Origin of the sequence: Pseudoalteromonas sp. XMcav2-N (genome assembly GCF_024124545.1) — a bacterium.
Taxonomy (GTDB): Bacteria; Pseudomonadota; Gammaproteobacteria; order Enterobacterales; family Alteromonadaceae; genus Pseudoalteromonas.
In genome coordinates, this window is record NZ_JAMXSF010000011.1 from 102,015 (window position 1) to 124,651 (window position 22,637).

Here is a 22,637-nt window from a genome sequence, read left to right on the forward strand (position 1 = left end):
TGTTATTGCGTTTTCTCAGTCAACCACGCAGAGACACTGGCCAGAGCCGCATCCAGGTTGTGCGGTTCAGACCCTCCCGCCTGAGCCATATCAGGACGACCACCGCCTTTACCACCAACCTGAGCAGCCATATGATTAACCAGCTCACCCGCTTTTACACGGCCGACTAAGTCTTTGGTCACGCCCGCAATCAAGCTGACTTTATCACCATTGGCTACGCCCAGCGCAATAACCCCTGAGCCCATCTTGTTTTTCAGGTCGTCAACCATGCCACGCAGTGCTTTTGACTCAGTACCAGCCACATTAGCGATCAACACTTTGATACCATTGATTTCAATTGCAGATTCAAGCAAAGATGCACCCGCAGCACTGGCCAGCTTGTCATTTAGCTGAGACACCTGCTTCTCCAGGCCCTTGGCTTTCTCGATCAGAGCTGAGACTTTATCCAGTGCGCTGCTATTATCGCCTTTCACTAACGCCGCAATCTCTGCCAGGGTTTGTTCCTGATTGGCCACATAATTAATGGCTTCAGCACCTGTTACCGCTTCGATACGGCGTACACCGGCAGCAATACCGCCTTCAGACACAATTTTGAACAAGCCAATGTCACCGGCGCGTGATACGTGTGTACCACCACACAGTTCGATAGAGTAATCGCCAATCGATACTACGCGCACTTCGTCGTCGTATTTTTCGCCAAACAGTGCCATGGCACCCTTTTCTTTGGCCGCATCTATGTCCATTAACTCAGTATTGAGTGCGAAGTTGGTACGGATCTGGGCATTGACGGTATCTTCAATCTCACGCAGTTGGGCTTTGCTCACCCCTTCGAAGTGAGAAAAGTCAAAACGCAGCTTGTCTGCCATGACCAAAGAGCCTTTTTGAGCAACATGCTCGCCCAGCGCCTGACGCAGCGCTTCGTGTAAAATATGTGTCGCAGTGTGGTTTTTCTTAATGTCTTCACGACGCGCGGCATCCACCTGCGCATCCGCTTTGTCATTGACGCCGATGCGACCTGTCACCTGACCATGGTGCGCAATGGCATTACCCAGCTTTTGCGTGTCTGTAACAACAAACTCACCCGCTGCAACTTTCAGGTTACCTGTATCACCAACCTGACCACCTGATTCGGCGTAAAACGGCGTGCGGTCCAGTACCACAATACCCGTTTCACCGTCTTCAAGTACTGAAACAGGCTGACCTTCTTTGAACAACTCCACCACAGTACCGGTGTAGTGAGTGGCATCATAGCCCTTAAAGTCTGACGATTTTTCAGATTTCAGCTGCTCGTTGTAGTCGGCACCAAATTTACCGGCCTGCTGAGCCATTTTACGCTGAGTTTCCATGCAGTCTTTAAAGCCGCGCTCATCGATAGTCATAAAGCGCTCACGGGCTACATCGGCGGTCAAATCCGCCGGGAAACCATAGGTATCATAGAGCTTAAACACCACATCACCCGGGATCACGTCACCTTCCAGAGACGCCAGGTGCTCTTCCAGGATAGCCAGACCACGGTCTAATGTCTTGCCAAACTGCTCTTCTTCAATACGCAGGACTTTTTCAATAATGGCACCTTGCTTGACCAGCTCAGGGTAAGCGTCACCCATCTGCTCACTCAGTGCACTGACCAACTGATAGAAGAATGCGCCTTTGGCACCCAGCTTGTTACCGTGACGTACTGCACGGCGAATAATACGACGCAATACATAACCGCGCCCTTCATTAGATGGCATCACACCGTCTGCAATCAAAAAGGCACAAGAGCGAATATGGTCAGCAATCACTCGCAGCGACTTATCTTCAAGGTCCTGTGCACCTGTGACCTTGGCAGCGGCAGCAATCAATGCCTGGAACAGGTCAATTTCATAGTTGGAGTGCACGCCCTGCATGATTGCAGAAATACGCTCAAGGCCCATGCCTGTGTCAACCGATTGCTTAGGCAGTGGCTCCATCGTGCCATCGGCATGACGGTTATACTGCATAAATACCAGGTTCCAGATCTCAATAAAGCGGTCGCCGTCTTCTTCCGGTGAGCCCGGAGGTCCGCCCCAGATCTCTTCGCCATGGTCAAAAAAGATTTCAGAACAAGGACCACAAGGGCCTGTGTCACCCATCGACCAGAAGTTGTCCGATGTCGCGATACGAATGATCTTATCTTCCGGAACCCCCATCTCTTTCGCCCAGATGTCGTACGCTTCCTGGTCTTCATGATAAACAGTCACCAGCAGCTTTTCTTTGGGAAGCTTGATTTCTTCTGTCAAAAACTCCCAGGCAAAACGAATGGCGTCTTTTTTAAAGTAATCACCGAAGCTAAAATTACCCAGCATTTCGAAAAAGGTATGGTGACGCGCGGTATAACCCACATTTTCCAGGTCGTTATGTTTACCACCTGCACGCACACAGCGCTGTGAGCTGGTCGCTCGGTTATAAGGACGTTTTTCACCGCCTAAAAACACATCTTTAAACTGCACCATTCCGGCATTGGTAAATAACAACGTGGCGTCATTACCCGGGATCAGTGAACTTGAAGGCACCACCTGGTGTTGTTGTTTGGCAAAGTAGTCGAGAAAGCTCTGCCTTATCTGTGCGGTCGTCATCTGCTGCATGTGCTCATTACCCTTTTTTGCTGCTCTAGTGACAGACACTACTCACTCTGTGAGTGTGTCTCAATAGCATAATCTATTTCGTCATAACGGAATCCGCGCGACATCATGTAGCGAATTCGTTTTGACTTTTCTTTGTAATCCAATTGATTTGTCGACCGGCTATATTTTTTTTCGTAGGCGCGTAATGCCACACTAAACCAGTCGACTTCTTGTTCTTCTATTAAGTGTTGTAAATAGGATTTATCGACACCTTTACGCTGTGCATCCATCATAACACGTTTTTCGCCCAACCCTTTGGCAACTTGCTGTGACAAAAAGCTGGCACTGTAGCGTTTATCATCGAGATAGCCCAACGACTCCAGCCAATCAAGCAGACGCGTAATATACGTCTCTTCAGCGTCTTTTGCCCGTAACTTTTGGGCCAGTAACTGACGTGAGTATTCCTGTCGGGATAACAACCAAAGTGCGTAATTCTTTAGCTTCTTTTCATGTTCCTGCTTTTCATCCATCAGGCATCAAACCGGCCACTTTGTGTTTGTGACTGTGACGATGCATCATCAGTGGGAGCGGGTGGTTCCGAAGTGGAGACAATCGCCTGAAATGACACAAAAAAGCCAATGTAAGCAATCGGCATCACGACAATCAGCGGCACTAAAGACATGGGAATGCACAATAGCATGAGCATGGCAACCAAAGCACCAAACACCGTCAGTGGCGCCATATTACGATAAAACACGGTTAATGACTGCTTCATGGCCTGAATAATGCTCACTTCTCCCCGGAAGAAAACAAGAGGCAACGCATAGGCAAACGCCATCATAGCAACCGATTGCACCACGACGAAAATAGCCACATCCGCAAATGTTATCTGAGCAAGTACTTGCGCAAACACATCAGCCTGCTCGCTCTGTTCATCAACGCTTTGTAGCATTTCCAGTGCAGGGCCAAATAATACACTCAGTAAGGCGCTCAAAAGCAGTGCCATGCCCATTTGGTACAAGCCGAATCGAAACAGATTCAGTCGCCGGCCTTTCGTAGAAAACGGAGCCAATATATCGGCCAGCGTAATGACCTGACCCTGCTGTTTTTTCACCACGGCCAGATAAAAGCCGGCAGTGAGAAACGGCGATGCTAAGACTGCAACCAGTTGCAACGGTGGAAAGACAAATGGCACCAGGCTCACAACAACCATGAGCAGGTGCATCATTACAAAAGTAACAGGTTGGGATTTGAAAATAATCCATCCGGCTTTAAGCCATTGCAAACCAAACCCTGCGGTAAACGTTTTAAATTCTGTTGGCATATTCATCAATTCGTTGTGAAACAAGTCGATTATACTGGGTCATAGAGGGACTTAAAAGCTCAGACTGGGGAAATTTCAACTCCTTGCCGACAGGCGAGTGAGCCGACACTGGTCAAACGGACAATTCGACCGGCCAGTGTCATAGCACAGACCTACATTTCATCCTGTTTCTTGATCTTTTTTATATCAAGCATGTGCGACCCATGTTTAACCTTAGTTTCCAGATAGTTGCGATTCCCGGCAACACCCACTTTGACATGGGCATGGGTGCCCACAACTTCTTCAACCTGGATCCCTGCCTCTCTTAGCGCATTGAGCTTACGGGGGTTATTTGTCATCAGACGAACATGATCCAAACCCAAAGCCTGTAGCATCAGAACTGCATCCGAAAAGTCCCGTAAATCATCAGCAAATCCAAGGTGGTTGTTAGCTTCATAGGTATTCATGCCCTGTGACTGCAAAACATAGGCATCAATCTTGTTATACAGACCAATCCCTCTGCCTTCCTGGCGCAAGTACAGCAAAACACCTCCCTGCTGGTGCATAGCTTCAATACTCTCGTTTAGCTGCTCGCCACAATCACATCGTGATGAATGAAATACATCACCAGTCAGACACTCAGAGTGCATTCTGATCAGCGGTACTGGCTGCTCGCTGTCGGCACGATTAAACACCAGGGCAACATGCTCCTGGCCATCTTTTAACCCTTCAAATGAGACGATTTCTGCGGGGATATGACTACGCTGCCCAACATTCAGCTCAACTCTTGCTCTTACTTGTGCCACGACTACAAAATACCTAATTGCAAAGATGTGATAATATCACAAAAAATACTATAACTGACTATATGGTGGCAAAGCCACCCACTTACAAGTCCTCAGACTAAATACTGGCAAATACACCGAACAACGCTAGGCTATTAAGAACTGCTCAGTGTCGCTCGCACTAGTGCATTTCTACTGAAATAATATCTTAATGGTAACTGATGCGCTCGAAAATTGTGATGTTTTTATACTTGGTCTGGGGCCTCTCAATACCGGCTCTGGCTAATGACGTCAAAGTGGATGGTTTTGCCACCCTGGATATCAACATCAGCAACTCTCAAACTGCGGGGATCAGACACGTGATCTCTCAACCAGACGCTAGTTATCTGGGCGAACCCAGCTTGGCGAACTCTTCTATTGGGGTACAACTCGAATGGCAATCTTCTTCGCAACTACAATGGGTTGCACAGACTGTATTAAAAGAGCGTAAAGAGTACAAACTTGATTACCTCATTCAAATGGCCTTTGCTCGTTATACCTTGACGCCTAACTGGCAGCTGCGTATTGGCCGGACAGGCCTTGAGCTGTATATGATGACGGAATTTCGGGATATTGGTTATGCCTTCAATTACGGCCACCCTCCGACCGAGTTTTATGCGGTGGTTCCGCACCAAAACATGGACGGCATAGACATTACCTACACTTACCCTCTTGAGGAAAGTGTCCTGTCTTACAAGTTCTTTAGCGGAAAATCGAGCGCACCGATAATCAGCGACGATGACTTTATGTGGGATGTAGAATTAGACTCTATTTATGGCTTAAGCCTGTCTGCGCAAACTGAAAATTGGTTGTTGCGCACCAACTACACCACAACCAAAGCCGGTAATACCAATGAACAACAGAAGCTATTGCTAAATGCGTTACAGCAAATACCACAAGCGATCTGGCCAACACGACAGGCATTAATTGACTCTCTCCAGATTAAAGGGAAGCGATTTAATTACTTTACACTCGGTGCCAAGTACGACGATAGCCATTGGATAATGCAAAGTGAGATCTCTTATATCGATTCAGACTCTGAGGTACTCAACCACCTGAAAGCCGGCTATATCAGCGTCGGTATGCACATCGATGACGACACCTGGCTGATGACATTAAGCGCAGCAAAATCAAATAATCGCATTGATCCTGGGCCTTTGCTCACCACGCCTCAACTCACCAGCTTGTATCAAGGCGTGATCAGGCATACCAACTTCTATTTGATAGACCAGCATACCTGGTCTGTCAGTTGGCGCCGTAGTTTAACGTCGACGCTGGCTGCGAAAATTCAGCTGGACCATACCCAAGTAGAGCAACTGCCATCCGCATTCTATCTTCATAAAGAGTTATCTTCTGTAAACCATGACAACGACTTTCAGTCTCTGGGACTGAGTCTGAATTGGGTGTTCTGATGCAGCTCTGGACACTCGTGCGTTTTGCTTTATGCGTGTTGTTGATTACCTGTACAGCAAAAGCCGCCGACTCGCTGGTAGTCATTGTACATCGTGATAATCCCAATCAACAGCTGTCTGACTATCAGTTAATTGACCTATATATGGGTAAATACACCGCTTTCCCGGATGGCACATTAGCCACCGTACTGGATTATGATCAGGGCCATCCGTTACGTGCAAAATTTCTCACTACACTAACGGGCCGCCCGATGAGCCAAATCAACGCATATTGGTCACAGGTAAAATTTAGTGGTAAAGCCTCTTTTCCACAGGCGTATCAGTCAATCGAGGCTATACTTGAAGAGGTCGCATCTACACCAGATGCAATAGGTTATGTGCCCGAGGCGGCACTAACAGAGGACGTTAAAGTGGTGTATCGTTTTGTTCAATAAACACAGTTTGATCACACGGCTGACCCTTTTACTGAGTCTGATGACACTGCTCTTCAGTGTGATCTATGCCAAGCTGTATTATCGACATGTCTTTGAAGAAGAACTAGCCCGATCGAGTGGCATTGTTTTGCAGATTGGCAAAACAGTGTCTTCCACCGCATCTATCGCCGCCTATCTGGAAGACAAAGATTTAGCCACTGAAGTCGTTAATGGTTTGGTCAGCAACGATATTATTTTATCTGCAGCTCTGGTCAGTAAAGACACCTTGCTGGCTAAGAGTATATTGCACAGTGGTCCTGGTAGTATCCAGATTAACCTCGTTAATCCCTTCTTCTTGTCTGAAAACATTGGCACCATACATATTGCTCCTAACACACAGATCATTGAGCAAAATGCTCGCAACATTGCATTAGGAGGCGTCAGAACCATGCTCGTGGTGATCTTGCCTATCATCCTCTTACTAACAGCCCTGGTATACTGGCAGGTCACCCGACCTCTGAATCACCTTGGCAAGCAACTGGCAAGGATCCTGCCCGGTAGCGCACAGCGCCTGCAGGTCGATAAACACGCTTGTCACAATGAGATTGGCCGTATTGAACTAGGCATTAATGCCCTGCTGGATAAAGCAGAAACCCTGTTTGAGCAGGAGCGAAGTCTGAGGGCAGAAGTCGTCGAGCTAGAGAAACGCTTCAGACTGATGTTTGAACAGTCTTCCTCTCCCACCTTGTTAGTCAAAGATGAGGGGGATATTTTGTTAATTAACGACGCAGCCAAAGATTTACTGGTGGGCATGGGTGTCGATGTAGACGAGCGTTTTCCGGAAAATCTGGGCCTGTATTGTAAAACACCAGATATCCTGTATACCTTCACCGAAAACAGTATCAAGCAAAAACAGGTAATGCAGTCTGAATTTGAGTTTATTAATCCACTCACTCAGTCCACTGTCTGGCTAAGCATTATTATGCTCAATACCCTTAGCGACGGTAAGTGGTATTTTCAGGTATTTCTTGCCGACATTACCTTGCGTAAAACCATGCTGAACCAGCTCAACAAGCGTGCTCAGCGGGATAGTCTGACGGGGCTTTATAACCGTTACGGCGCAGAGCTCTTGCTACTGGACTGGATAGACAATCAGTACACCTTTAGCCTGATGTTGATCGACCTGGATAAGTTTAAGCCCATCAACGACGTTTACGGTCATAATGCTGGAGACGCACTGCTCAAGCACATAGCCAGCCAGCTATCTGGCACTATGGATTCAACCGACCTGGTATGCCGCTGGGGAGGCGATGAATTTTTGGTAGCTCGGTTGGACATTACGCAGCAAGAGCTCACTCGTTTGGCCCAGACCCTGCTCGAATCAATTAATCAGCCTATGTCCTTTGAATACCGCGATGGGCAAACAGAACTGGCTGTGGGTGCCAGTATCGGCATAGCGCATTTTCCTCAGCATGCGGAAAATCTGAAAGGCCTGGTGGAGTGTGCCGATGTCGCCATGTACAGCATCAAAAAAACCTCAAGGAACAACTTCACTTTCTATTCCAGCTAAAGACCTTGTGTCATACTTGCGCCGCTAAAATGCTTTTCTGCCTGCCCTCATATAGGCTAGAACTTTTCCAACAAAGAGGCGTCATATTGAGCCAGATCCAGCGTCACCTGATACTGTTTAGTCAGCGCATCAAGCTCCGCCTGCCAAATGCCCAGTTCTTCCATAGTCAACGTATTGTCGTCCAGCTGCCACAACTGACGTGAACCACTGTAACTAAACTGCATTGCTAGCATTGCATCTACATCACCTTGTTGCGCTGCTGTTTTTACCTTAGCCATTTTCCGGGTGACTTTATTGAGCGCCTGTTTGAGTTGCCAGACATAATTCACCTCATACATAAACGGGTGATACTGCACCTGTTTGAGCACCACAGCGATTATCGCACACGTCAGCACCACCCCAGTCAGGTTCCAGTGAAAGTGACTGCCATCCGGATCCGGAAAGGCAACTATCAAAATCCGGGCAAACCCTAAGCTGCCCGCAACCAGAGCTACAATGCATACTGCAATCACTATGTTCAGGTGCTTTCTGTAACGTGTTTTATCTATATCCAGTAGTTGCATTTTTTCTCCCACATGCCGTAAAACTATCATGCCGGCCAAGCCATAAAGCCTTTTGTGATGACCAGATAGTCAGGTAAATCTGTTTCGCTATTTTGCGCATTCTAACGTAATCGGAAAAAAAAACGCTAACTAGTTCACCCCTTTTTGACCTCAGCACCGTTTTATAGATAAATCATCAAGGAGTATGCCTATGAACGGTCAATTTTTAGCAGAACAGTCACCCCGCCCTTATCAAACACTGAATAAAGTTTTACTGTCGTTTATAGGTGCCTGTGGTGTCACCTTTGCTGCGTTTGCCTTTATGCAGCATCTGATCAGTCAGGAACTGGAGTTTAAACAAAATCCGATCACCTATACCCCGGTTTCTTTACCTACGCTGAAAAAAGATAGCCCGGTCGAAGTCAGAGACAAGCTGCCACCTCCACCAAAGCCTGTGGCCAAGGCCCCACCAAAGCCGACACTGAGCGCTGAAGAGCCGCTCATTGGTCTGGCCGGGTTGGGATCCGCGCCCACCATAGAAACAGGTCCGATACAAATGAGTACCCTGATGACACCGACAGACAATCAGGCTACGCCGATCGTTCGGGTTGAACCACGCTATCCAGTCACCGCTGCGCGAGATGGCACACAAGGCTGGGTTGAGCTGCATTTTACAATTTCAGAAACAGGAACCGTCATCGATGCCCGGGTTGCCAATGCAGAGCCTAAGCGCGTGTTCAACCGTGAAGCGCTTAAAGCGTTAAAACGCTGGAAATATAGACCCCAAATCATCAATGGTCAGCCTCAACCACAGCCTGGACAAAAAGTCGTGCTGGAGTTCAAGCTCAACCAGAATTAATATCAAGGCTGTGCACCAGTGTAAATCTGCCTGGTGCACTTGTTGGGCGCACACATAACAATAAGGAAACGCCTATGCTACTTGCTCTAAAAAACTGGCTGACGGCAACCGAACCGGAGCCAGCAGATCCTTTACATGCGTTTAAACTGAGCGGAGAGAATAAGTATCTTGAACTGGCTATAGACAAATACAACCATGATTTATATCACTTTTTACTTACCCAAAGTGACAGTGAACTGGCTAAAGATGTGTGTCAGAAAACCTGGCTGACCGTTGTTGAGAAACGCCAGGCATATCATACCAGTCAGGCGCCCAAGGCCTTTTTGTTCAAAGTGGCCAGAAACGCGTTGATCGATGAGCTACGTCGACAAAACAAGTTAGCTTATATGGAGAGCCCAGAACAGCATATACCTGCTCTGGCAGAACACGAAACACGCTCACATCAGCCCTTGTACAACGCAATTCTGTCGCTGCCTTTAGCGCAAAGAGAAGCAATAAGCCTGCAACTGGAAGGATTTTCCCTGCAACAGATTGCCAGTATTACGGACTCTGCACAGGAAACCATCAAAACCCGACTACGCTATGCGCGAGCCGCGCTGAAAAACGAATTAGGAGCAGATGATGAATAACCAGTCACCAACAGAACAGCTCAAACAGGCTTATCAGCAAGCCAAGAAACAAAGCAAACCGTCTGCATTTGATCAGCGACACCTAAAACACATTTGTCGCGCTGCGAACTCCGGCCCTAAGCAGATCAGCTGGTGGCAAAGAAGCCAGTGGATCCTGGCATGCGGCGCACTCATAGTGTTGGCTACGGTCATGATAACTCAGGAGCAATCTCAACATGCAGCATTGCCCGTGTACGCTCTGAGCTTTGATGACTATGAGCAGGTCGAAACCCACAGTGTTGAGCAGGGCCATTATGTCACGCATATCCGGGAACAAAAACAAGCGCTTGATAAGCACTTTGACCAACAGCATCAGCAGCTCAACGAGCAACGCTTTTATGGTCGGCTGGTTCACAGTGATAATGATACCTGGTTTGTCGCTGACTGCCGTAGTAAGACCCTGTTAGAAATTAAGCAGTCGGTGCTGAATGCACTGCAAGATGTAACCGAATTTTCAGAGCTGTCACAGGGTCAGATGTTAGCATTGGACAAAAACACAGAGGGTCATCTAACGACCATAATTCCTGCACCAGGTAATGTGTATGCTTGTCCTTAACGTCGCCAGCCTGACTCGGCTGGCGAATGGCCAACTTAAATCATCACCACGCTGGCAATAAAGAAGCAGATCAATGCCAGCGCTCCGCCCACCATAGCGTAAGGAAGTTGAGTTTTAACATGGGTCAGTAAATCACACCCAGAAGCCAGAGCAGAAACCGCGCTGGTGTCTGAAATAGGAGAACAATGATCACCAAAAATTCCCCCACTGAGTATCGCACCAACAACCAACGACGGTGGTAGCCCCAGAGTCTGGATCAATGGTACACCGATGGGGATCAAAATCGCGAAGGTTCCCCAGGAAGTACCTGTGGTGAAAGACATCACCGCACCAGTTAAGAACAGCACAGGCACAATAAAGTACACAGGTAAGTAATCACCTACTAATGATGCCACAAACACTCCGGTACCCAACTCTTTTAGGCTTGCACCCAAAGTCAGAGACAGCAAAACAATACTGACCAAAGGCAGTAGTTCACCCATGCCTTTAAAGCCCACATCAACCAGTTGTTGATGCGTAAAATGACGTGCCTTGAGTAGCAGTAAGTAAGCCACTGCTGTTGCCAGGACCGTGGCATACAAGACAGACTTCGAGCCGCTGCCCTGAGCCAGTTCACCACCACCTGTCCACAACATAAAGCCAAGCATACTGATGATGAGCGTAGCCAGTGGCACTAACATAAAGCGCGCCTTACTGGCGGCCGGGCCTTTGTCAATTTCCTGGTCCTGCTTTGCCAGTGCTTGTTCCGCCACTTTCATCGGACCATGGACTTTATCGAAAACAATGGTGTAAAAGACGATAAGCAAAGCGATAATGGCGTAAAAATTAAAAGCCACACTGCCCCACAAAATACTGACCGCAGACTGCTCCAGCTCATAGTTGCTCAGCAGCCCCAGTACATAAGCCCCCCAGCCATTGAGTAGAATAAGAATACACACAGGGGCACTGGTACTGTCGATGATATAAGCAAGTCGTGCGCGGCTCATTTTAAACTTGTCGAACAGCCCCCGGGACACGATCCCTGAAGTCAGCACACTCATGTTCGACTCTATGAATACAGCCATACCAGTGAACATAGTCAACAGACCAACCTGGCGCTTGCTCTTTGCCACTCCGATATTGAGCAACCTGTTAACCGTTGCTCCGACTCCACCAGACTCTCTGATGTATGCCAGCAGCGCACCAATAGCGATACTAAACAACAGGATCCGGCTGTTTCCTGGGGAAGTTGCCACACTCACGATGCGCTCAATACTATTAATAAAGGTGGTAAAAAGCGCATTACCCTCGCCATTGAGGGCAAGCAGAAATTCTGAAGAGATCAACGCCAGGATCAGCGCCACAATGACCTCTTTACGCCAGAACACCACGGCAATGGCTATCAAAGGCGGTAAAATCGAATACCAGGACATAGGTTCCCTATTACTAATTATTAGATCAAGCTGTAAACCCGTTAGCTTAAATAGTTGCGTGGAAAAATCCAAGCTTTTCCCAGCTGAATTTACAAACGCAACAAAAAGAACTTATTTAGGTACCAACCAGATTAAAAAGCGCAATAATATATCTTTCCGATCTATCACATTGTCATCTTTGAACCTATAATATGGACATCTCTGTTAATACAGGTTACCAAGTGAAGCGCATGTCTACTTTTATTAAAATAAAGGCATTAAGGCCAACTCTCTCACAAAGTGAGGCAAAACTCGCCGACTTTACCCTTAGTTCGGGGACTCAGATACGTACCTTGTCGTCAATTGAGCTGGCCAAAGCAGCCGGCGTCAGTCAGTCAAGTGTCGTAAAGTTTGCACAAAAATTAGGTTACCGGGGTTTCCCGGCGTTCAAACTCGCTGTTGTGGATGCCCTGAATGAGCAGGCTTCTGCTCAGGAGTCTCGCTCTACACAGTTTGAGCAGAATGACTCTTTGGCTGATATCAGCGAAAAACTCATTGCCAATCAGCACAAAACCCTGACCGCAACGCAAAAGCTCAATAACGGTTCAGAGTTTGAACGCACGGTACAGATTCTGAAAAGCGCACGTAAGGTACTGATCTGTGCAAAAGGGGCGTCAGGGTCTGTCGCCCAAGACTTTTCATTTAAACTGCAAAAGGTGGGGATTTCAGCAGTCTGTCATAGTGATGAATACAGTGCTGCCAGCTATATAGCCTCACTGGGCAAAGAAGATTTACTGATAGTTATCAGCAATTCCGGTCAGACCAAGGCACTGCTTAAATTGGCCGAACAAGCGAAACTGAATGAGTGCCGTTTATTTGCAATTACTCGCTTTGGCGACTCTCAACTGAGCGAACTCGCCGATCATGTACTCTACACCGTTCAGGAAACGGAGCCAGTTAGCCACAGTGCGATACTCACACGTGCATCGCAGTGCTACCTGATAGATACGCTTTTTGTCTCTCTGGCACAGTCCAACCTACACTGGCAACGCCGCATTGATCGGGCCAATGATAATATGCGTGCTATTTTTCACGACTAAACTCATATTATCGTTTATAAAGCAGGTAAGGCAGACGGCGTGTCTTAAACGTCTGTACTTCCTGCTGCCAGATAGCTTCTATCTGATGTGCTTTTAGACCTTGTGCCAGTGCCTGACGGACCACATCGGTTCCTGCCAACTTGTCAAAGAAGCCGGGAGAGTTAATCAGTACTTCATTGTGCTGCGTAAAAGCAGCTTGTGCCTGCACTAACCAGTTTAACGAGAATCCACGTTGTTCAGAATGCCGCAGATCCGTGGCGAATACAGCCTTTCCCTGTAACTTAGGATGAGCTGCGACACCAGGTATCGCACGCGGTGTAAAGGCCAATGAGCCAAGTCTGATTTGGTCGTGGCCAAAGACCTGGAATGGAAAATCACTCCCCCTTCCCACAGATACACGCGTAGCCTCAAATAGACACAAAGACGGGTAAAGGTGTATTGCCTGTTGATTGGGTAAATTGGGACTCGGCGCGATAGGCAGCACATACTCATGCTGAGCACTGTAATCGGCAACGGGGACCACTGTCAGACTAAGAGCGCCATCACCGGCCAGCCATCTTTCACCCACTATCATACGTGCCAGCTCACCCAGTGTCATCCCATGTAAAATCGGCACCGGGACCATGCCGACAAAGGAACGAAAGTGATTATCCAGAACAGGACCCTCAACGTAGGCAATATTGGGGTTTGGTCGGTCTAACACCAGGTAACTGAGACCATTTTGCTGAGCCGCTTCCATGGTCAGAAACATCGTACTGAGATATGTATAAAAACGCACGCCTACATCCTGGATATCGAATACCAGAATATCAATGTCTGTGAGTTGTTCAGGTTTTGGTTTTTTATTGGCGCCATATAAAGAGACTATGGGTATCCCTGTTTTCGTATCCTTACCATCAGTAATGTAAACTCCTGCCCCCCTGTCTCCCCTAAAACCATGTTCAGGAGCAAAGATCCGAGCCACATCGACCTGATGGTCTATCAGGTAATCCAGCAAGTGCTGGCCATGCGCTCGCGCACTTTGGTTAACCACCAGACCCACCCGTTTGCCTTTTAGTAACGGCAGATACTTGTCACCGCGCTCGGCGCCGACCTGAATGGCGTCGACCTGCCATGAAAAAGCCAGTGTGATGATGCTGATAGCAAGTATCAGGAAAGAATATATAGGCTGGCGCACAAAATGCCTGCTGAGAAAAACGAAGGGTACGAGAATTGTGTGTCGCCACCCCCTCATTTGCAACTATTTAAGATAGGGCGACGCAGACCGACGATTAATTATCGTCGCAGCTTGCTGAACGCGAGACATGGATGTCGATAACACGCGTTACGCGCTGGTAGCCCTTCATATGGACGTGTGTCCACTCGTACCAAACTACCCAAATTTCAGACACAAAAAAACCGACTTTCGTCGGTTGATTGCTCACTTCCTGAAGTGGAAGTGGCGGGCTCGGGACGTCTTTTGTGGAGAGTGAACCTCCGACCGCCTGGTTCGTAGCCAGGTACTCTATCCAGCTGAAGTAACTCACACCAAATTTCAGACACAAAAAAACCGACTCTCGTCGGTTGATTGCTCACTTCCTGAAGTGGAAGTGGCGGGCTCGGGACGTCTTTTGTGGAGAGTGAACCTCCGACCGCCTGGTTCGTAGCCAGACACTCTATCCAGCTGAAGTAACTCACACCAAATTTCAGATACAAAAAAACCGACTCTCGTCGGTTGATTGCTCACTTCCTGAAGTGGAAGTGGCGGACGCGGGAGGATTCGAACCTCCGACCGCCTGGTTCGTAGCCAGGTACTCTATCCAGCTGAGCTACGCGTCCGTTTCTTAAGTTTATACTCTTCAGCACTTCATGTTTAACCACTTGAAGAAAGTGGCGGACGCGGGAGGATTCGAACCTCCGACCGCCTGGTTCGTAGCCAGGTACTCTATCCAGCTGAGCTACGCGTCCGTTTCTTAAGTTTTTACTCTTCAGTACTTCATGTTTAACCACTTGAAGGAAGTGGCGGACGCGGGAGGATTCGAACCTCCGACCGCCTGGTTCGTAGCCAGGTACTCTATCCAGCTGAGCTACGCGTCCGTCGTTCAATTCTATTTTACTACCTGAATTGCTGTAGTCTTTTTATTTAACCACTCAAGAGAAGTGGCGGACCGGGACGTACTTTATGGAGAGTGAACCTCCAACTTCCTGAATCCGATTCCTTTTATTTAACCACTTAAGAGAAGTGGCGGACGCGGGAGGATTCGAACCTCCGACCGCCTGGTTCGTAGCCAGGTACTCTATCCAGCTGAGCTACGCGTCCGTTTTACTACAAAGATACCATTTAAATAAATGGCGGAGAAGGAGGGATTCGAACCCTCGATAGGGCTACAAACCCTATACTCCCTTAGCAGGGGAGCGCCTTCAGCCACTCGGCCACCTCTCCGTCTTTGTGGGGCGTATAATATAGAACCGTGAAAATATGTCAAATACTTTTCTTGTAAAAAAGCACTGTATGGTGATAGATTGTTCAGCTTGGTGTGTTTTACAGCGCTTTGCCGATTAATTTGTCATAAATTAGTCACTTTTAGGATCTGACTGTATATTAAAGTGGTCCAAAAGGGATTGCTTGCGGGAGGTTTCTTCCGAAATAAAGGCATCTACATAGCCTAAACGCTGAAATTCACTGATACAGCTACGGCAGTAATTCATCCTTGCCTGGTCGTGCTGTGCTTTTGACTTTTGTTGCGACATGGTCAGAGGTCTTTTTGCATCCTTTCATAATCACAGCAGTATAGGCAAAAGCGCTGGATATGCCAGCTGTTCTCAACGAACCCAAGTTTGGCCTACAGGGTTACCTGCTAAACTAATACCTGATTTTACTGTGCTTTTATAAATATCTTGAGACTTAAACGGGCTCATAGCAGAGATCTCTTACATACATAAAAGAAAAGCGCCAAAGGCGCTTTTCTAATTCGTTTGTTCTGAATGACTGGCTTAGTCAGCCTGAGGTCGCATATGCGGGAACAGGATAACGTCTTTGATAGTCGGAGAGTCAGTAAATAGCATCACCAGACGGTCAATACCAATCCCCTCACCTGCCGTTGGCGGCAAGCCGTATTCAAGTGCACGGATGTAGTCATCATCGAAGTGCATTGCTTCGTCATCACCTGCATCTTTTTCTTCAACCTGACGGGCAAAACGCGCAGCCTGATCTTCGGCATCGTTCAGCTCCGAGAAACCATTTGCCAGCTCACGACCACCTACGAAGAACTCAAAGCGATCAGTGATAAACGGGTTTTCGTCATTGCGACGTGCCAGCGGCGACACTTCCCACGGATATTCTGTGATGAAAGTCGGCTGGATCAGTTTATGCTCCGCGGTTTCTTCAAAGATTTCACACAGGAACTTACCAGCACCCCAAACGCATTTCTCAGGGATCTTCACGTGTACTTTCTTCGCGTATGCGACTAGTTCATCAAAGTGGTTTTCTGGATCTTTAAAGATGTGCGCTGAGGCTTCAGCGTCCGGACCATACTTGATGATCGCATCCGCCATAGACAAACGCTCAAACGCTTTACCGAAATCATACTCGATGGTTTCAAGCACTTCGCCTTCCGCGTTCTTCACCGTGTTAACCACAGTAGTAGTACCCAGTACGTCCTGTGCCACAGTACGCAACATGTCTTCTGTCAGGTTCATCAGATCGTTGTAATCTGCGTACGCCTGATAGAATTCAATCATAGTGAATTCCGGATTGTGACGAGTCGACAGACCTTCGTTACGGAAGTTACGGTTGATCTCGAAAACGCGATCAAAGCCGCCCACAACCAGGCGCTTAAGATAAAGCTCTGGCGCGATACGCAGATACATGTCGATGTCCAGCGCATTGTGGTGAGTCACGAACGGACGTGCTGTTGCACCACCCGGGATCACCTGCAGCATTGGCGTTTCAACCTCCATAAAGTCACGCTCAGCCAGGAAGCGACGAATGCCTTCAATCACTTTAGAGCGAATACGGAAGGTCTCACGGGTTTCCATGTTGGTGATCAGATCAACATAACGCTGACGATACTTAGCTTCCTGATCCGTTAAGCCGTGGAATTTCTCTGGCAGTGGACGCAGTGACTTGGTCAGTAGCTCGTACTGCACCATATCCACATACAAGTCGCCTTTACCAGATTTGTGTAGCGGACCAGACACACCAATGATGTCGCCGATGTCCAGCTGACCATATTTGGCTTTCAGCTCTTTTTGTACGTCTTTAGACGCATATGCCTGAATACGACCTTTCATGTCTTGTAAAACAAGGAAAGGACCACGTTTGGCAAGGATACGGCCAGCCACAGAGACCTGATGATCTAACTCAACCAGCTCTTCTTTTGACTTATCACCAAACTTAGCCTGTAGATCAGCCGTATAGTCTTCACGGCGGAAGGTGTTCGGATGGCCATTGGCGCTGCAATTATCACGAATTGCATCCAATTTAGCACGACGCTCAGCAATGAGTTTATTCTCGTCTTGGATTTGCTCTGTCATTTTTTAGCTCTTAGTTTAGCTTGTTGATTATAGGCCTGATTTCAGGCTGGCTTCGATAAATTTGTCAAGGTCACCGTCCAGGACTGCCTGGGTATTACGGTTCTCAACACCGGTGCGCAGGTCTTTAATACGAGAGTCATCTAGTACATAAGAACGGATCTGGCTGCCCCAACCAATGTCTGACTTAGCATCTTCCTGGGCCTGCTTTTCAGCGTTTTGCTTTTGCAGCTCCAACTCAAACAGTTTTGCTTTTAACTGTTTCATAGCCTGATCTTTGTTTTTATGCTGTGAACGATCGTTCTGACACTGCACCACGGTATTGGTTGGCAAGTGGGTAATACGTACCGCCGATTCTGTTCGGTTAACGTGCTGACCACCGGCACCCGATGCGCGATATACGTCGATGCGTAAGTCTGCCGGGTTGATGTCGATCTCAATGTTGTCGTCGATTTCCGGATACACAAATGCTGAAGCAAATGATGTATGACGACGGCCTCCTGAGTCGAACGGGCTCTTACGAACCAAACGGTGTACACCGGTTTCTGTGCGCAGCCAACCGTAAGCATATTCACCGCTGACACGCAGTGTTGCCCCTTTGATCCCCGCTACGTCACCATCTGTTGCTTCAACGATTTCGGTTTTAAAGCCTTTCGCTTCCGCCCAACGCAGATACATACGCAACAACATGTTGCACCAGTCCTGGGCCTCTGTACCACCGGAACCAGCTTGCAGATCGAGATAGGCATCGTTGCTGTCTTGTGCGCCGGAGAACATACGACGGAACTCCAGCTTTTCAAGCTGGGCATTCAGGCCCTGTACTTCCTGCTCAGCTTCGGCAAAGGTTTCTTCGTCTTCAGCTTCAACAGCCAGCTCAACCAGGCCTTCGGCATCATCTGCACCGCTTACCAGATTGTCTATGGTTTCGACTATGGTTTCCAGGCTCGACTTTTCTCGGCCCAGCGCTTGTGCCTTTTCAGGCTCATTCCAGACGGCTGGATCTTCTAGTTCCGCATTAACTTCTTCTAACCGCTCTTGTTTCAGAGCATAGTCAAAGATACCCCCGAAGAAGTTCAGTACGTTCGCGAATTTCCTTGATTTGATTAATCACAGGATTCACTTCAAACATTCACATTACTCCAATTTACGTGATGGTGACGTAGCCAATGACAAAAATTGTGTGCCACTGGACTGAAAATAGTGTGACCGCTGTGTCTAAAGATTATATAAGCGGTCTAAACGGCCAATACTAACAAATAATAGGCATAGATATCAGCCCCAGATAAGAACATTTTGTGCCTTTATCGCAATTGTTAGCAGGCACGGATCTCTCTGACGATTAATTGCAGCGTAAACTTACCACGAAACTCGTTGATATCCAGCTGATAAGCCAGCTCTGCCGCCTGTGCAGCCGTGTTAGGCCAGGCACGCACATCGACGTTAAATGCAATGGCATCTACCAGTTTACCGCTTGCGTGTTTAAGCACCAGCTTAAGGTGCTTATCGCCCACAATACGCTGCTGCACCAGCTCAAACACGCCACTAAACACCGGCTCAGGAAAATGCTGTCCCCAGGGGCCTGCCTGTTGCAGTAACATGGCAAAGTCCATATTAAAACACTCAGCCGGCAGTTCACCGTCGGTTAGTAATACCGACTGCTTATGCTCTTCGCTGAGGGTTTCGCTGACCAGGGTTTCAAAGGAGTGTTTAAAGTCGCTAAAGTCTGCCTCTCTGATAGTCAATCCGGCCGCCATTGCATGACCGCCAAATTTAACGATTAAGTCCGGGTTACGGGTGTTGATCTGCTCCAGCAAATCGCGCATGTGTAATCCTTCAATCGAGCGGCACGACCCCTTGATTTCGTCGTTATCGCCCTGGGCAAAAATAATCGCAGGACGGTGATACTTTTCTTTCAATCTGCCCGCGAGGATCCCAATAACCCCCTGATGCCAGTCGTCCTGATATAAACACACCGCATCGGGAATGCTTTGCTGGGCAGCGACCAGACGCTCTAGTACCGCCTGCGCTTCTTGCTGCATCCCCTGCTCAATCTCGCGTCTTTCCTGGTTGAGGCTATCCAGCTGAGCGGCGATGCGCCGTGCCTGATGCTCTTCTTTGGATAACAGGCAAGCAATCCCCAGGCTCATGTCATCCAGCCTGCCTGCGGCATTCAGTCTTGGCGCCAGTGCAAAACCAAAATCGCTGGCATTGAGCCTGGTCGCCGTGCGGTTCGCCACTTCAATCAATGCTCTGATCCCGGGCCGGGTCTGACCTTTGCGAATACGTGCCAGGCCCTGATGTACCAAAGTCCGGTTATTAGCATCCAGCGCAACCACATCCGCCACAGTGCCCAGAGCAACAATGTCCAGCAAGGACGCAAGGTTCGGCTGAGTGAGTCCCTGGCGCTCAAAATAGCCCGACTCACGCAAATGATGACGAAAAGCCACCAGCAGATAAAACGCCACGCCAACTCCGGCAATGGATTTTGAAGGAAACTGGCAATCATGGCGGTTCGGGTTAACAATGGCATCGGCATTGGGTAGTTGTTCGCCCTGTAAGTGATGATCAGTAACCAGTACCGAAATACCGGCCTGCTTAACGATATCTATGCCCGCGAGACAGGAAATTCCATTGTCGACCGTGATCACCAGTTGTGGTGCCAACTGAACAATTTGCTCTGCCAATGCAGGACTCAATCCATACCCCAGGCTGAAACGATCTGGCACCAGATAGTCAACCCGTTGCAACCCAAACAAGCGTAGCCCTTCCATTAACACCGCGGTGCTGGTTGCACCATCGGCATCGAAATCCCCGACAATTAGCACGCTTTGCTGCTGATGCAGCGCCGTTTCAAGCAAGGCACAGGCCTTGTCCATGTCACGAAACAACCGAAAATCCAGCAAAGTAGCCGCACTGTTATCAAGTTCTACGGCGTCTTTCACACCCCTTGCAGCATAAATCTGTTTAATAACCGGGTGAAGATGGGCGGGTAAATGACTGTCATCGACGCGTAATCTGGGCCGGATCTCTGTTTGCATAACACTCTCTGAACTACCTGATAATGTGAAGGACAACTCCACAAAGCAAAAAAGGCCCGCAGGCCTTTTTAGAAATGCTGAGAGTATACCTCAGATTTAGGATTTTTTACTTCCCTGATTTAATATTTTTGCCAACGCGTCAGCCGGCTGATAGCCAGGGATCATGCTACCATCTTCCAACACGATAGCCGGAGTACCAGAAATACCAAAGCTCTGACCTAGCTGGTAATGCTCAGCAACCGGAGCCTGACAATTTTTAATGTCCGGTACCTCATTACCCGCCTTCGCTTCAGTCATAGCTGATGCCGCATCCTCAGCGCACCAGACGTTCATCAGACTCTTGTAACCATTACCACTGAGGCCGCCACGTGGAAATGCCAGGTACTTAACAGTAATACCGGCCGCCAGATAGTCTTCCAGCTCACGGTGTAGTTTACGGCAGTAGCCGCAGGTAATGTCAGTGAAAACGGTGATCTGGTGTTTTTCGTTCTCGGCTTTGTACACTATCATTGAATCCTGATATTGTGCGACACCACTCTTACGTACGTCGCTCAACGCATCCTCAGTGATGTTACGGCGATTCGCTACATCAATCATAGTGCCCTGCACCAGATATTGACCATTTGGACTGGCGTAGAATACGCCTTTGTCGGTGATCACAGTTTTAAGGCCCGTGATTGGACTGTCCGATACGCTCTTTACAGATAAACCCAGCTCAGCAAACTGAGACGCGATAGGGCTCACCGCCATCGGAGAGACTTCTTGTGTTGTGTCGGCAAAAGCACCCACACTGAAAGCAAGCGACGCTGCTAAAAGTAACTTTTTCATGTTTTTCTCGTAAAATTGCTCTGGTTAATCACTAGGACCGGATTACTGCAAATAAATTCCATCACGCCCTAGGATGATGTTGCTGATGAAGCGTTTTCAGTCGCTCACTGGCAACATGCGTATAAATCTGGGTTGTCGACAAATCGCTATGGCCTAACATCATTTGTACAACTCGAAGATCCGCCCCATGATTTAGCAAATGTGTTGCAAACGCATGACGCAGCGTGTGTGGCGATAACGGTGACTTAACGTCTGCCAACATAGCATAGTGTTTGATGCGATGCCAAAAAGTTTGCCGCGTCATGCCAATCCCCCGTTTAGATGGGAAAACAAAGTCATTAGCGTGTTTGACCATCTGAGCACGACCAACCTTTAAAAATTGTTCGACCCAGCGCAATGCTTCTTCTCCCATCGGGACCAGCCTTTCTTTGCCGCCTTTACCTCGAACCAATAATACTGCTTGTCTCAGGTTTATTTGTTCCATCCGCAGGCCAACCAATTCAGTGACTCGCAATCCCGTTGCGTACAACAACTCCAGCATAGCTTTATCTCTGAGACCCATTGGGTCTTCAACATCGGGGGCACTGAGTAAGGCCTCGACTTCCTCTTCACTGAGCGTTTTTGGCAGAGATTGCGATAATTTAGGCTGGGCAATGTGGGTCAGAGGGCTCGCTGCGATTGCCTGCTTAGTCACCCAGTAGGCATAAAAACGCTTGAGTGCACTCATTGCACGAGCCGTACTGCGTGGTTTGAGCCCTTCGTCTACCCGGTAGGCCAGATAGGCCTCTACATCCGCACCACTGATAGTTAACAGAGGTTTGTTATCATGATGCGCACTAACGTAACGTACAAACTTATCCAGGTCTGCACGGTAGGCAGCCAGGGTGTTGTCGCTGAGCCCCTGCTCCAGAAAGAGCATATCAAGGAAAGATTCTATCAGTTCACTATTGTTGTGCATGCTTGGGTCAGATATTTCTAAATCGGTCACGGGCCGCCTGTATCAATTCATTACACCATAAGGTAGACTTCGCGCCAT

General features: G+C 48.2%; 19 protein-coding genes and 5 tRNA genes. 7 read left to right on the forward strand and 17 right to left on the reverse strand.

From position 1 onward, the window contains the following. Positions 1-2 precede the first annotated feature (2 nt). The 4 genes from alaS to ribA all read right to left on the reverse strand — a co-directional run bounded on the left by alaS (position 3) and on the right by ribA (position 4,694). A complete protein-coding gene (gene alaS / locus NH568_RS15060; RefSeq protein ID WP_253048493.1) occupies positions 3-2,606 on the reverse strand; it encodes an alanine--tRNA ligase in 2,604 nt (867 codons plus the stop codon). Between the two features lie 38 nt (positions 2,607-2,644). Beyond that, entirely contained in the window at positions 2,645-3,115 is a 471-nt protein-coding gene (locus tag NH568_RS15065) for a regulatory protein RecX (protein WP_253048495.1), read from the reverse strand. Further along, complete coding sequence (locus NH568_RS15070; protein ID WP_253048497.1) at positions 3,115-3,909, reverse strand: BPSS1780 family membrane protein; 795 nt, start codon at positions 3,907-3,909, stop codon at positions 3,115-3,117. The genes NH568_RS15065 and NH568_RS15070 overlap by 1 nt, the downstream gene beginning before the upstream one ends. Positions 3,910-4,061: 152 nt before the next feature. After that, positions 4,062-4,694: a GTP cyclohydrolase II gene (gene ribA, locus NH568_RS15075; protein WP_253048499.1), complete on the reverse strand. Its 633-nt coding sequence runs from the start codon at positions 4,692-4,694 to the stop codon at positions 4,062-4,064. Positions 4,695-4,894: 200 nt separating this feature from the next. On the opposite strand from ribA, the gene NH568_RS15080 reads away from it, so the two are divergent. Genes NH568_RS15080 through NH568_RS15090 form a run of 3 tightly spaced genes read left to right on the forward strand, consistent with a single transcriptional unit; the run spans position 4,895 to position 8,107 of the window. Beyond that, positions 4,895-6,124, forward strand: a complete 1,230-nt coding sequence (locus NH568_RS15080; protein WP_253048501.1) for a hypothetical protein — start codon at positions 4,895-4,897, stop codon at positions 6,122-6,124. Then, a complete protein-coding gene (locus NH568_RS15085) occupies positions 6,124-6,558 on the forward strand; it encodes a hypothetical protein (RefSeq protein WP_253048503.1) in 435 nt (144 codons plus the stop codon). The genes NH568_RS15080 and NH568_RS15085 overlap by 1 nt, the downstream gene beginning before the upstream one ends. Positions 6,559-6,598: 40 nt before the next feature. Continuing rightward, positions 6,599-8,107: a sensor domain-containing diguanylate cyclase gene (locus NH568_RS15090; RefSeq protein WP_253048505.1), complete on the forward strand. Its 1,509-nt coding sequence runs from the start codon at positions 6,599-6,601 to the stop codon at positions 8,105-8,107. Positions 8,108-8,163: 56 nt separating this feature from the next. Here the strand turns inward: NH568_RS15090 and NH568_RS15095 are convergent, their stop codons facing one another. After that, complete coding sequence (locus NH568_RS15095; RefSeq protein ID WP_253048507.1) at positions 8,164-8,670, reverse strand: DUF3087 domain-containing protein; 507 nt, start codon at positions 8,668-8,670, stop codon at positions 8,164-8,166. A 190-nt stretch (positions 8,671-8,860) separates the two neighbouring features. Here NH568_RS15095 and NH568_RS15100 point away from each other — a divergent pair, with 190 nt between their 5' ends. From NH568_RS15100 to NH568_RS15110, 3 genes are all read left to right on the forward strand, one after another. Next, positions 8,861-9,508, forward strand: a complete 648-nt coding sequence (locus NH568_RS15100) for an energy transducer TonB (RefSeq protein ID WP_253048510.1) — start codon at positions 8,861-8,863, stop codon at positions 9,506-9,508. A gap of 74 nt (positions 9,509-9,582) precedes the next feature. Next, on the forward strand, positions 9,583-10,137 hold the full coding sequence (locus NH568_RS15105) for a sigma-70 family RNA polymerase sigma factor (RefSeq protein WP_253048512.1): 555 nt from the start codon (positions 9,583-9,585) through the stop codon (positions 10,135-10,137). After that, positions 10,130-10,732 carry a hypothetical protein gene (locus tag NH568_RS15110; RefSeq protein ID WP_253048514.1) on the forward strand — a complete coding sequence of 201 codons (603 nt, stop codon included), beginning with the start codon at positions 10,130-10,132 and terminating at the stop codon, positions 10,730-10,732. The genes NH568_RS15105 and NH568_RS15110 overlap by 8 nt, the downstream gene beginning before the upstream one ends. Positions 10,733-10,767: 35 nt before the next feature. Here the strand turns inward: NH568_RS15110 and NH568_RS15115 are convergent, their stop codons facing one another. After that, the gene (locus NH568_RS15115) at positions 10,768-12,144 is read right to left on the reverse strand and encodes a Na+/H+ antiporter NhaC family protein (RefSeq protein WP_253048516.1); all 1,377 of its coding nucleotides are present in this window, start codon (positions 12,142-12,144) and stop codon (positions 10,768-10,770) included. Positions 12,145-12,374: 230 nt separating this feature from the next. On the opposite strand from NH568_RS15115, the gene NH568_RS15120 reads away from it, so the two are divergent. Continuing rightward, complete coding sequence (locus NH568_RS15120; RefSeq protein WP_253048518.1) at positions 12,375-13,223, forward strand: MurR/RpiR family transcriptional regulator; 849 nt, start codon at positions 12,375-12,377, stop codon at positions 13,221-13,223. 7 nt (positions 13,224-13,230) lie between these two features. On the opposite strand, the gene NH568_RS15125 is transcribed toward NH568_RS15120, so the two are convergent. The 11 genes from NH568_RS15125 to xerD form a co-directional block, all read right to left on the reverse strand. Further along, positions 13,231-14,400 (reverse strand): DUF1343 domain-containing protein, encoded by a 1,170-nt coding sequence (locus NH568_RS15125; protein ID WP_253048520.1) that lies wholly within the window; start codon positions 14,398-14,400, stop codon positions 13,231-13,233. A gap of 564 nt (positions 14,401-14,964) precedes the next feature. Next, a tRNA-Arg gene (locus NH568_RS15130) sits at positions 14,965-15,041 on the reverse strand. Between the two features lie 52 nt (positions 15,042-15,093). Beyond that, positions 15,094-15,170 (reverse strand) — tRNA-Arg (locus NH568_RS15135). Positions 15,171-15,222: 52 nt separating this feature from the next. Then, positions 15,223-15,299: transfer RNA gene (locus tag NH568_RS15140), tRNA-Arg, on the reverse strand. Positions 15,300-15,445: 146 nt separating this feature from the next. Next, positions 15,446-15,522, reverse strand: a tRNA-Arg gene (locus tag NH568_RS15145). Between the two features lie 30 nt (positions 15,523-15,552). Continuing rightward, positions 15,553-15,645, reverse strand: a tRNA-Ser gene (locus NH568_RS15150). Positions 15,646-16,196: 551 nt separating this feature from the next. Continuing rightward, on the reverse strand, positions 16,197-17,738 hold the full coding sequence (lysS, locus tag NH568_RS15155) for a lysine--tRNA ligase (protein ID WP_253048522.1): 1,542 nt from the start codon (positions 17,736-17,738) through the stop codon (positions 16,197-16,199). A gap of 27 nt (positions 17,739-17,765) precedes the next feature. Next, positions 17,766-18,864 (reverse strand): peptide chain release factor 2 gene (gene prfB, locus NH568_RS15160; protein WP_125562743.1). Its coding sequence is split into 2 segments (ribosomal slippage): positions 17,766-18,788 and positions 18,790-18,864, totalling 1,098 coding nucleotides; the frame shifts between segments, so codons are not numbered across the junction. A 184-nt stretch (positions 18,865-19,048) separates the two neighbouring features. After that, on the reverse strand, positions 19,049-20,773 hold the full coding sequence (gene recJ / locus NH568_RS15165) for a single-stranded-DNA-specific exonuclease RecJ (protein WP_253048524.1): 1,725 nt from the start codon (positions 20,771-20,773) through the stop codon (positions 19,049-19,051). A gap of 96 nt (positions 20,774-20,869) precedes the next feature. Next, positions 20,870-21,601 (reverse strand): bifunctional protein-disulfide isomerase/oxidoreductase DsbC, encoded by a 732-nt coding sequence (gene dsbC, locus NH568_RS15170; protein WP_253048526.1) that lies wholly within the window; start codon positions 21,599-21,601, stop codon positions 20,870-20,872. Between the two features lie 61 nt (positions 21,602-21,662). Further along, the gene (xerD, locus tag NH568_RS15175) at positions 21,663-22,559 is read right to left on the reverse strand and encodes a site-specific tyrosine recombinase XerD (RefSeq protein WP_253048634.1); all 897 of its coding nucleotides are present in this window, start codon (positions 22,557-22,559) and stop codon (positions 21,663-21,665) included. Positions 22,560-22,637 lie beyond the last annotated feature (78 nt).